We start from the raw sequence: 11478 nt of genomic DNA on the forward strand, positions 1-11478 counted from the left end.
CTCATTCGAGCCATTATTGTTCCACTTTGCTCCTAAAAACAAAAAACCACCTTTTCTAGGTGGATGAGCTTTACAATATTTAAAAGACCGCGTTAAACGCGGTCTCCCAATCAGATCAACGTATTGTTTCCCCTCGCTCAGTCGAAGACAATCGATTCGAAATGCATGGAACAATAATCATCCTAAGCTGGCGAATGTCCACGGGACTCGCCGCTAACACAACAAACGTGTAACTATGAAATCATCGAAGTCAACATAACCTCCGGACTTTTGATCAGCTTGAGCATATAACCCCACTTTCGCTCCAACCCATTTACTGACTGTAGCATGAAATGGTTCATGCTCAATCCTCTCGAACTGTTTCCCGTCCTGGCTATATTGAAACTGGCACACAGCCCCTGCTTCGACTGAAATCCTAAACCATAACCTGCTTGGGAATGCTGCTGAAAGCCTCCATACTAAGCTTTCACTATCCATATCCCCTTCAAGCAATTGAATTTCGGGGCCTTTCTCAGCGTCTAACACAAAAGTTAATGCCAAATAATGATAACCAAAGATGACTATTCCTGCTCGATCTCCTTGTTGGAAGCCTGATATGTCCAAAGTCGTCGTTACTTCAAACGTAAGTGCTGGGAATTTTTGCATCAAAAGGTAGGGTGCCTTATATAACGAATTCTGCCCCTCTAACCCTGTTTGTGTATAAAATCGAAGATATCCGCTTCTCTCAGAAAGAGAATACCAGTTTTCCTGAGGATTAGCTTGCCACTGCCATTGTAAGCCTAGTTCAGGAGAATCGAATGTATCGGTGGAAGCTGGTGCTTCTATCGGATGAATGTTATCACCCACGTTCGGCTTTGGTGCACGCATTACAGGCTCGCCGATCCCATCTCCATCCTGATCGATACCAATAATCGGCCAACCAGCCTTCCACTCCATTGGTTGTAAATGAACGATTCTCCCGTACGCATCCTTATGCTGGAAATGCAAAAACCAAGATTCTCCGGATGCAAGCTCCACCCACGCTCCTTGATGCGGACCATTCACAGGCGTCTCGCCTTGATGAAGAACAACGCGGGCTTCGTAAGGGCCTAGAGGATGCTCGGAACGTAGAACCGTTTGCCAGCCTGTCTCTACGCCTCCAGCTGGGGCAAATACATAGTATATGCCCTGGCGTTTGTACATCTTAGGACCTTCAATCGTTGGATGACGTGAAGGGTCGTCGATAATAACAACGCCTTCATCGAGTATTTTTTTTCCGTCAGGCGTCATCCTTCGTATTTGCAGTCGATGTTTTATACCACTTCGACTATGTGCATAGGCATGAGCCAAATACGCCTCGCCATCGTCATCCCAAAATGGGCAGGTATCGATAATACCTTTCCCTTCCATAACAAGATGCAAGTCACTCCAAGTACCTGATGGATCTTGAGCTGTTGTCATAAATACACCAACATCTGGATCGCCATAGAAGATCCAATATTGTCCGTTATGATAGCGGATGCTTGGCGCCCACACACCGTTCCCATGTTGCGGTTGATTAAAGTTCGTAATCGGCATTCGTAAGATCGCATGATTGATTAAACGCCAATTCACAAGATCCTTCGAATGAAGAATAGGCAGTCCGGGAATATGACCAAAACTGGAAGCGGTCATGTAAAAGTCATTATTAACACGAACCACATCTGGATCGGAATAATCGGCATGTAGGATCGGATTAACGAAAGTACCGTCTCCTTGGTCTGCGATCCACGGGTAACTATCATGCTTAGCCATACTATTGTTACTTTTCATCGCTACTCTCCATTTCCGAATAATACCGTTGTTTGTATTCGCTTAGACTTACGGTAACGTATTTTTTGAATACTCTTGAAAAATAGCCGCGATCTGAATATCCCAACATATAAGCAATGTTTTCAGCCGATTCTCCTTTTTCCGTAAGCAGCAGCTTCGCTTCATCCATTTTTATTAAATGTACGTGGTCTGTTACATTTATACCCGTCATCTTCTTGAAGTAACGAGAGAAGTAGCTTGGATTTAGATGCAAGTGGCGAGCGATATCAATTGATGTTATATTTCGATATATGTTTTCTCGAATAAACCGATTAATCGCTTTCAGATCTGGGTTCATCGTACTCTCGTCTTGAGAAAATGATCTAGCACTGGTTATGAGAGCCTTCATAAACCAACGCACGATTCGAAACGCTTCATTCAATCGAACGGACTTGCCGATATCCTCCTGAACATCTGCAGCTAATGAGCGGCCACTCCGTACGGTTGCCTCCTGAACCCATCGCAGCAACAGCTCCTTCGCATCTGCCGGTGCCAAAGCAGCTAAATACATGGCTTTCTCTAGATTATAGAGATAGATATACGCGAATGAATCGTTTGCAAGATTTAGAGCTTCCATCCATTTAACCGCCAATGAATCCAATCTATTCTCTTCCTGTTCTTTGCTGCTCCACAAGTCTTGAGAATCATCCGCGTTTACAACATAAAAATCCTGTTCGAAACACTTTTTTGTTGCAATGATCCCCTTCCCAAGCTCAGGCAAGATGCAAACCTCTTCTGTGGTTATGATATAACTTTCGACCTTTAAGAACTTAAGCAGCTTCTCGCGAAGCTGAGTACCAAACTTCTCTAAGTCTGCCTTCACATCCCCTTCTCTCGAGCAAGCAATGCACCAAAGGCGTCCGTCTTTAGAATAGAAGATGGTCACAGTCGTATGCTCGGACAACTCCACAGCAATGTTATATGCAGCATATCGTACCAATTCCGTTCGATCACTTTGATAAACTTCAATAAGATCTCCTCTGTCCAAGTGGCATAAACCTATGGCATAGCGCGAATCATCAGTCCATAATATACCCAATCTTGTCCCGTGCTCGAGCAGCGCTCTTGGATCTCCGCCATGAGAAAGCTCATGAAAAAACTGTTGGATGAGAACATTCTTATTTCGCGTCATGTCACTCTTGTACGCCATTCTCTCCAACTGATCTTGCTCATCATCAAAACGCGAGACTGCTTTTTTCAAACTTTCAGCAATCTTCTCTGGATTTAACTCATCTTTGACGATATAATCATCCGCTTCAATCCTAAGTGCCTCTTTGACATATTGAAAATCCTCGTGACAGGTTAGGAAGATAACACGAAGTTTGGGATTAAAAACTCGAAGGCGTCGAGCCAGTTCGATTCCATTCCCGTCGGGAAGACCGATATCGGTAAGTAAGATGTCCGGCTTGGTCGCTGTGAAAAGTTCCAGAGCTTCCTCGGCTGAATAAGCTTCTGCACATATACGGATAGTTAGAGACTCCCATGGAATGAGTTTGCGCAAATATTCCACAACCGGTGCATCATCGTCGACCAGCATCGCTTTCAACATTGGGTTTTTCCTCTCTATCCTTATTCATTGGAATATATATTTTACTCACAAATCTATCCTTCTCGCCCAACTCAATGCTAAGTCGAGCTGAATTTCCAAATGTCAGCTTCAGACGACGATAAACGTTATACAACCCAATCCCGCTATCACCGACTTGTTCCACCTCATTCTCAAACTTTTGATTCAGTCTAGCCACCTGTTCAAAAGTAGTTCCTCGGCCATTGTCAGATACTCGAATTTCGATCCCTTGAAATGCTTCCCTAATCATTACTTCAATTAATGGATGGGAAGTGGATCGGTTAAAACCATGAATAATACTGTTCTCAACCAATGGCTGCAGTAGTAGACGTGGAATCATTACCTCGCGAAAATGGTCGGTCAGTGAAATGTCCAGCTTAATATTTAGTCGATTTCGCATTCGAATTATGGATACATATTGTGAGAGCAACTTACATTCATCTGCAAGGGTTAATGGCTCGTGTACCTTTAAGTGAGCCCGCAATAACGCCATTAAGGAATCGATAGTCTCGCTGTGCACCTGATCACCTTCAAGGGCTAAATTACACTTGATGGAATTAAGCGTATTGAACAGGAAGTGCGGCTGGATTTGGGAGAACAAAGCATACAATTCAATCGTTCTTTTCTCTTCCTGCTCGTTTTCCAACTTGCTAATAAGTGCATTAATATTATCCAGCATGTCATTAATCGATTTACCAAGAAGTGAAATCTCATTTTGTCCTGTCACAAGGTAACGAACAGAGCTGTTTCCCTCTCCGTATTGTGAAGCGACACGCATTAGCTTATGGATTGGCCTGTTTAATCCCTTTGCGATGACGCTTGATATGAACAAAAACACGAACAGCACAATACAAACGGCAAGGAGCGTATACCAGAAGCGTTGCGTTATGTCGCCAAACACCGCAGTTGTGTCTAGCTCGTACACCAAAGTCCAAGTCGTTCCCGACACGGGTACCGTTTCTCTCTTTTTGCCTGAATCCGCCCCGTCTATGAAATGGGATGGACTGTTTTTGACGCCTGCTAATAAACTTCCATCCTGCTCATATAAGGAAAAGGCCCCTTGACCTGCATTATGGAACAATGAATCAAAATAGGAATGAGGAATGCCAACAAAGAGTGTACCCAGCACTTCGTGACGAATGGGATCATAAATAGATTTTTTCAAGAACAAATAATAGGATGATTGGAAGACATCATCGTAGCTGTCCATCTGTTCCGCTCGAAACCAATGTACGATACCTGTGGAAGCTTCGCTCTTTGGCAAATGCTCAAAACGTATGTCTTTGCGAAGCGATGCTATATCACTGGGTTTAGCTGAGCCAACAAGCGGATAATAGGCTTGATTGAGGTACAACACATTAACATTCATCAATGATAATTTCCCAACGTAAAATGTCATATTCTCCGCTATGCTCGTATAGGACTGATAGTCTGCAAATGTTTCAAAGCTCGTTATAGCTTTTAATTTTCTCAAATCCGAATGAGAATGATTCAACTGTGAAGCTGAGTACTGATTCACCGTATAGATGACATCGTTTGCCGTTTTGGAGATATCGTTGGCTAACGTTCCGATAATACCCTTCATGTTTGAACGGACATTTTCTTCGTTTGCTTGTTTATTGGTAATATAGGACATCACCGAAATCAATAGCAGCGGGATTGTAAGAAAGAGCAGCAGCGCTAATTGGATTTGACGGTAGAACGAAATTCGGTATAACCAACGCATGAAGTATCCCCCCCCAATCCTACAATCCATTTTACACAATTATAATCAAACTCCATAATGAAAACAGGGAAATCGGCAATTGCCGACCTCCCGATACAAATGATTATTTATTGCTTATGATGATCTTTTGTCCTTCATCCAGCATAAACGTGCGTGCTTCTTCAAACGGTACATCGTCGAGCAAGAACTTATTGATCCCACCTTCGGCAACCTTCTTCAACTGTTGCTGGTAAGGAACGCTAATCACAGAGGAACCAGCTGTCCGGACACGCTCATCAAAGAGCGTAGCAATCAAAGCGTCCATGTCCACCAGATTCTTTTTATCACCAACAATTTCTGTCACAATAGCTTTTCCGTCCGCTTTTTTCCAGCCTGGGATTCTGCCCGATAGTGTCGCTCCTTCCATCGTTGCAAACTTGATAAACTCAAAAGCAGCCTCTTTATGCTTCGAATTTTTATGAATAGAAAGATAACTGCCGCCTATGCTCGTTAAACCTGGCTCCACTTCTTTGGATGAACGAGGTAGCGGTGCAAACGTAATATTGAAATCTCTCGGATAGCTTGTATCATTTAGAAACGCTTCATCAAGCGAATACATCGCAATTGGCATCATGCTAGTTGTACCATTCATGAAATCAGTGGCCCAATGCTGTTTGGCAGCCAATACATCAGCAAGCGGCCTTACCGACTTATCTTCCACTTCCATCCCTCTGCGGAGATTGAACCAATATTCGAAGCTTGGATCATCAAACAACAAAGTACCGTCTTCTTTTAACTGCGGATTCTTGAAATCGGTGTACGCAATCAGATTGGCATACTCCCCGAAAGTGTGGAAGTAAGCTCCGAATCGTCCTTCCTTGCTTTCCTTTAATTTTTTCGCATATTCCCTAAAATCATCCCAGGTCCAATCGAATGAAGGTTTGTCCAAGCCGGCTTCCTTCAAATGATTTTCGTTGATGGCCACATACCAGAAGCTTGCATCGGTCATCGCACCATAATACTTTCCGTCATATTTCGGATTGCGATAGAATTCATCTTCCGCATTAATCTGGTTCGCTTCATAGAATTCATCCAGCGGATATAACATCCCGTTACCTGCACGTTCCAACACATAACCTTCGTTATTTAAAAGAACAATATCAACCGCTTCTCCCGAAGAGGATAACACATCCAACTTTTGAAGCATTTCACGTGAATCGTTATTTTGCACAAGTGCTACATGCTCTACCTTGACGTTCTTGCTTTGAGCGTTGAACGCTTCCACGATATTCATCAAGGGTTCACCTTTTTCACCCTTAGCGTTCGTGTAAAATTTTAACGTCACGACTTCGTTCCCTGCCGAGCCAGCATCGGATTCCGTGGGTGTTCCCTGATTTCCATTTCCACTGTTGCTGCAAGCAGCCACTAACATGAATGAACACAATGTGAGTAATAGTATGATTTTTTTCATTTTGCATCCCCTTTATTACTTATGATTTACCCTCTAGTTTTTCACTTGCATTATTTTGACTTTGCTTTAACCAGATTATCCTTTTACTCCTCCGACAGTAATCCCGTTTATCACCTCCTTTTGGAGAATGATAAAGACGATGATAAGGGGAATGATTGCTGACACTGCAGCCATCATCATTAACGAAACGTTGTTAGAGTATTCCTGCCGAAAAAATTGAATGCCCAGTGGTAGAGGAAATAGCTCCTTTTTAAACAAGAAAATCAAAGGATTCTGATAGTCATTCCAGGTCCATATGAACTTAATAATACCTGCTGTCGCCAAAATCGGCTTGGACAATGGCAGTAAAATTTGTGCATACACCCTAAGATAACCTGCTCCGTCAATTTTCGCTGCTTCGATGAAATCATTAGGAACTCCCATCATAAATTGCCTCATTAAAAAGGTGAAGTACATTGAAAAAGCAAGCATTAGCACTAGCCCTTCATGCGAATTATACAAGCCTAGCCATTTAATCATGATAAAACGTGGTACAAGTGTTGCTTGATCAGGAATGATCATAAATGACATCATAAGCGCAAACATAATACCTTTCCCAGGAGCACGAAGCTTGGAGAAAGCAAAAGCAGCCATTGACGAGAATAATAATGTTGCTATCGTAGAAATGATCGCAAGCTTGAAGGAATTCCAATAGAACAAGGTAAAAGGGACATTTTCCAACCATACCTTCTGGAAGTTTTCCAGCCAATTCCACTGCTGTGGAATCCATTGAATGGGATAAGTCATGACATCCCGCTCTAGCTTGGCTGAAGCGGAGAGCATCCACAATAATGGAACAATAAATAAGATTGAACATGCCGACAATAGAATGGTTATAAGCAATCGGTCAAGCTTTAAGTTCTTTAATGACATTTTTCCTATGCCTCCTTTATGTCCGCTTCCCTCTGGCTTGTATAATCCAGGTTACTGACGATACAGCGATCACAAGTAGAAAGAGTACCCAAGACATCGCAGATGCGTAACCCATATTAAAATTAATAAAACCCTCCTCATAAATTCGGTAGACAAGCACAGTCGATGCATCATTGGGTCCACCGTCTGTCAAAAATTTAATGAGATCAAACACTTTAAAAGAACCGATGACTGTCGTAATTGTCAAAAATAGCGTTGTAGGAGCCAACATCGGCACCGTGATGGACCAGAACTGCTGCAGACCTGATGCTCCATCGATTCTTGCTGACTCATATATATCTTCAGATATTTGCGTCAATCCAGCGAGAAATATGATCATCTGATAGCCGAGTGCCTGCCAAATGGCGATCACCATGATCGAAACGATCGCGTATTCCGAATCAACAAGCCACTTCGGAGGGTGGTCGAAACCAATCCCCATTAGAAACTGATTGATTGGCCCGCTTGAAGGGTGATAGAGTGCGGCCCACACTGCTGCAATAGCAACCGTAGAACAGATATAGGGAATAAAAAACAAAATTTTGAACAATCCTTTTGCATAGACCTTCGTGTGCACAAGAACAGCCATAATCATCGCAATGATTAGTCCCACCGGTACCGTAACGGAAGTAAAGAACAAATTGTTCTTTAAGCCCTTCCAGAATTTCGAATCGTCCAACATCCTCTCGAAATTCCCGAATCCGATCATGTTCATTTCCTTAAAACCACCAATGAGATTCCAATCCGTAAAGCTTAGAAACAATGAAAAGAGCAATGGGAAAATAGCAAGCGTTATAATCCCTATAGCTTCAGGTGCTAGAAAAAGCCATCCCACAATGGCTTCTTTTCGGTACTGATTCCACCACCTTTCACTTTTCGTACTCTTTACTTTGTCGATTATAGTAGCCATAGCTGTTTACCTCCTGCGGTTGATCCCTTATGAATAACTTTATTATAGAAATAACCATTCGAATTTACAGGTCAGGATTTAGACGCATTGTGGTGTACTATTTTTACCTGGTATTTCGTATCAAGTTAATTCTATAGGCGTTTAAAATGGGAAATAGTTCTATAAAAAATAAAAGAGTCATAAGAATATTGGTGAAAAACCGATATCAATGAAAAATAAAAAACCACCTGGGAAGGTGGCTTACAGTCATTAAGAGTGCAGAAAACAATTTATGTGAATCTTAACATCGCCTTGTACTAGTTTCATTACTTCAGCTTGAAGTTGAAGGAACATGATCATTGGATAGAAAAACCCAGTACCGGTACAGTACTGGGTCGCGCTTCTGTAATTAAAATCGTTTCTTATACGCCCTCATAGCAAAGATATATGCCACGAGCATGATTCCGATGCACCATGCAAGAGCGACCCATATATCATTGCCTACCGGCTGACCTGACAGCAGTGCACGAATGGCTTCCACGATCGAGGTCACCGGCTGGTTTTCTGCAAAGACGCGAACGACAGTCTGCATTGAATCGGTCGGCACAAACGCCGAGCTGATAAACGGCAGGAAGATAAGCGGATAGGAAAAGGCGCTTGCGCCTTCCACCGATTTGGCGGACAGTCCGGCAATCGCCGCGATCCAAGTTAAAGCCAGCGTAAACAACACGAGTATACCGGCTACGGCAAGCCAAGGCAGCACCCCTGATGACGAGCGAAAGCCCATAATGAGCGCTACGAGAATGATGATGATAACAGAAATAACGTTGGATACCACCGAGGTCAGCACATGCCCCCATAGCACGGCGGAACGAGAAATGGGCATGGAATGGAACCGCTCAATTATGCCCCGTTGCTTATCCAAAAACAGGCGGTAAGCCGTATAAGATATACCGCTTGCAATCGCAATCAGCAGGATACCAGGCAACAGGTAGTTCACATAGTTATCCGTACCGGTTTGGATTGCGCCGCCAAACACATAGACAAACAGCAGCATCATCGCAATCGGAGTTAAGCAGACCGTGACGATGGTGTCCAAGCTGCGGAAAATATGGCGCATAGAGCGCCCAAGCATAACGCTCAAATCGCTGAAAAAATGTTTTTTTACCGTCTCCATTTACATAGCCTCCTTCTTACCGATGATTGCGAGGAAAATTTCTTCTAACGATGGCTGTTTTTCAACATACTCCACCTTCGCTTGCGGGAACAGCTTTTTCAGATCCGCGAGCGTGCCGCTCGCAATAATTGTTCCTTCGTGAAGAATGGCAATACGGTCGGCAAGCTGCTCCGCCTCCTCCAAATACTGCGTGGTGAGAAATATCGTCGTACCTCCAGCGGTCAGCTCCTTTACCATCTTCCAAACCTCGATGCGTGCTTCGGGGTCGAGTCCAGTTGTCGGCTCGTCAAGGAAAACGATCTGCGGTTTTCCCGCGAGACTCAGGGCGATGTCGAGCCTGCGGCGCATACCACCTGAATATGTGGACGCCTTGCGGTCGGCAGCCTCTGTCAGACCAAAGCGCTTAAGCAAGTCATCTGCAACTTGACGTGGATTTTTGAGGTATCTTAGTTTTGCAATCATGATTAGATTTTCCCGTCCGGTCAAAACTTCATCTACAGCGGCAAATTGTCCGGTCAGACTGATCGCCTGCCGCACTTGGTCGGGGTTGGATGTAACGTCGAATCCATTTACGGTAACGGATCCGCTGTCTGAATTGAGCAGCGTGGTGAGGATTTTGACCGCGGTTGTCTTGCCCGCGCCATTGGAGCCGAGCAAAGCAAAAATACTGCCCTGCTCCACCTCGAAAGTTACGTCTTTTAGGACTTGATGCTGCTTGTAGGACTTTTGCAGACCCTTTACTTGGATTGCAATGTCTTTCATTTAGAATTGTCCCCCCTTCCGAATTTGTTCCTCAAGTCGCTGTTTAATTTATTGCGAAAGTTATCGGTCCACTTTCTCGTATCGCGCAAAAACTCATCGCAGAACCCGGCAACATCTTCGCCCGTCACGTCAAGAACGTTCTTGCCGTCTGCGGCGCTGGCTTCAAACAACTCGATCATTTCGTGCTGAATTTTCAACATGTCAGAGCCATCTCCTACTGCGAAGCTCCACATGTATCCATGGATCTTTTCAAACACGAACTGGTAGTCTTCAGGCAGTGTTTCAATCCGTGTCATTTGCGCCTTATATTCTTTTTTATCCCCGATCATTTTTTTGATAAGCTCCAGCATCGTTATTGCTCCTTCATATTAAATTTTTCCATTATCTCTTTGTTTAGTTTTTCTCGCAGTGTTTCAGTATTGGTAACCGATGCTCGCATGAACTCATCACTAAATTTGCCGACATCACAGCCTATAACATCAAGAACCTGCCTGCCCTCTGCCGCGCTTTCTTCAAATAAATCCACTAAGTTCGTAAACATCGTTAAGTCTGTAAATATCGTCATGTCACCGCCTGGGGGGCCAACGCTAAACATATAATGTTGAATTTTGCGAAACGCAAATCGATAATCTTTCGGCAGGGCGTCAACTCGCTTCATAAATTGCTTATAAACCCGTTTTTCTTCCAAGTCGCCAATTAACAATTTAATAATAGAATCAAGCATGGTTATTGCTCCTCCTTTAATTGGTTGATTTTCGACGAGACAAATTCCCATTTTTCCCAGAACCTTTGCAGCTCCTCACGTCCCGCGTCGTTTAGTGTGAAAAACTTTCGCGGCGGCCCCATATCGGAGGGCTTCTTGGTGATCTCGACCAGCTTGCTTTTTTCAAGCCGGATTAGGATGGTGTACACCGTTCCCTCCACAACATCTGTGAAGCCTTGGGCGTTCAGCCGCCGCGTGATTTCGTAGCCGTAGGTTTCTTTGCGGCTTATAATTTCAAGAACGCAGCCCTCAAGCGAACCTTTGAGCATTTCCGTTAGATTTTCCAGCACAATCACTCCTAGCTATTCTGTATGACCGGTATTGCGTATTACTTACTACCTCTATATAGTATGACGTAGTAGT

Annotated in this window: 10 protein-coding genes and 1 pseudogene; all 11 read right to left on the minus strand. The window is 43.7% G+C overall.

What is annotated here, in order from left to right; all coding sequences use genetic code 11:
• Positions 1 to 213: 213 nt before the first annotated feature.
• Positions 214 to 1791 carry a glycoside hydrolase family 43 protein gene (locus tag E0496_RS08245; protein ID WP_141501115.1) on the minus strand — a complete coding sequence of 526 codons (1578 nt, stop codon included), beginning with the start codon at positions 1789 to 1791 and terminating at the stop codon, positions 214 to 216.
• Positions 1781 to 3379, minus strand: a complete 1599-nt coding sequence (locus E0496_RS08250; protein ID WP_141501116.1) for a response regulator transcription factor — start codon at positions 3377 to 3379, stop codon at positions 1781 to 1783. Before E0496_RS08250 ends, E0496_RS08245 begins: the two co-directional genes overlap by 11 nt.
• On the minus strand, positions 3351 to 5123 hold the full coding sequence (locus E0496_RS08255) for a sensor histidine kinase (protein WP_161601342.1): 1773 nt from the start codon (positions 5121 to 5123) through the stop codon (positions 3351 to 3353). The genes E0496_RS08250 and E0496_RS08255 overlap by 29 nt, the downstream gene beginning before the upstream one ends.
• A 103-nt stretch (positions 5124 to 5226) precedes the next feature.
• Positions 5227 to 6573: an ABC transporter substrate-binding protein gene (locus E0496_RS08260; RefSeq protein ID WP_141501118.1), complete on the minus strand. Its 1347-nt coding sequence runs from the start codon at positions 6571 to 6573 to the stop codon at positions 5227 to 5229.
• Positions 6574 to 6648: 75 nt separating this feature from the next.
• Positions 6649 to 7485 carry a carbohydrate ABC transporter permease gene (locus E0496_RS08265; protein WP_141501119.1) on the minus strand — a complete coding sequence of 279 codons (837 nt, stop codon included), beginning with the start codon at positions 7483 to 7485 and terminating at the stop codon, positions 6649 to 6651.
• Positions 7486 to 7501: 16 nt separating this feature from the next.
• A complete protein-coding gene (locus tag E0496_RS08270; RefSeq protein ID WP_141501120.1) occupies positions 7502 to 8434 on the minus strand; it encodes a carbohydrate ABC transporter permease in 933 nt (310 codons plus the stop codon).
• 388 nt (positions 8435 to 8822) lie between these two features.
• Positions 8823 to 9590, minus strand: coding sequence for an ABC transporter permease (locus E0496_RS08275; RefSeq protein WP_141501121.1), 768 nt, complete (start codon positions 9588 to 9590; stop codon positions 8823 to 8825).
• The gene (locus tag E0496_RS08280) at positions 9591 to 10352 is read right to left on the minus strand and encodes an ABC transporter ATP-binding protein (RefSeq protein ID WP_141501122.1); all 762 of its coding nucleotides are present in this window, start codon (positions 10350 to 10352) and stop codon (positions 9591 to 9593) included.
• A 91-nt stretch (positions 10353 to 10443) separates the two neighbouring features.
• Positions 10444 to 10702, minus strand: a pseudogene (locus E0496_RS08285) (DUF1048 domain-containing protein); the annotation flags it as partial.
• 2 nt (positions 10703 to 10704) lie between these two features.
• Positions 10705 to 11076, minus strand: a complete 372-nt coding sequence (locus E0496_RS08290) for a DUF1048 domain-containing protein (RefSeq protein WP_141501124.1) — start codon at positions 11074 to 11076, stop codon at positions 10705 to 10707.
• 2 nt (positions 11077 to 11078) lie between these two features.
• Positions 11079 to 11402, minus strand: a complete 324-nt coding sequence (locus tag E0496_RS08295) for a PadR family transcriptional regulator (protein ID WP_194151617.1) — start codon at positions 11400 to 11402, stop codon at positions 11079 to 11081.
• Positions 11403 to 11478: the final 76 nt, after the last annotated feature.

It is taken from the genome of Paenibacillus luteus, assembly GCF_006542765.1.
Classification (GTDB): Bacteria; Bacillota; Bacilli; order Paenibacillales; family Paenibacillaceae; genus Pristimantibacillus; species Pristimantibacillus luteus.

Excerpts from the sequence above, each read along its gene's own strand:
- E0496_RS08245 (WP_141501115.1), bottom strand. The coding sequence starts at position 1,791 with ATGAAAAGTAACAATAGTATGGCTAAGCATGATAGTTACCCGTGGATC.
- E0496_RS08250 (WP_141501116.1), bottom strand. The coding sequence starts at position 3,379 with ATGTTGAAAGCGATGCTGGTCGACGATGATGCACCGGTTGTGGAATAT.
- E0496_RS08255 (WP_161601342.1), bottom strand. The coding sequence starts at position 5,123 with ATGCGTTGGTTATACCGAATTTCGTTCTACCGTCAAATCCAATTAGCG.
- E0496_RS08260 (WP_141501118.1), bottom strand. The coding sequence starts at position 6,573 with ATGAAAAAAATCATACTATTACTCACATTGTGTTCATTCATGTTAGTG.
- E0496_RS08265 (WP_141501119.1), bottom strand. The coding sequence starts at position 7,485 with ATGTCATTAAAGAACTTAAAGCTTGACCGATTGCTTATAACCATTCTA.
- E0496_RS08270 (WP_141501120.1), bottom strand. The coding sequence starts at position 8,434 with ATGGCTACTATAATCGACAAAGTAAAGAGTACGAAAAGTGAAAGGTGG.
- E0496_RS08275 (WP_141501121.1), bottom strand. The coding sequence starts at position 9,590 with ATGGAGACGGTAAAAAAACATTTTTTCAGCGATTTGAGCGTTATGCTT.
- E0496_RS08280 (WP_141501122.1), bottom strand. The coding sequence starts at position 10,352 with ATGAAAGACATTGCAATCCAAGTAAAGGGTCTGCAAAAGTCCTACAAG.
- E0496_RS08290 (WP_141501124.1), bottom strand. The coding sequence starts at position 11,076 with ATGCTTGATTCTATTATTAAATTGTTAATTGGCGACTTGGAAGAAAAA.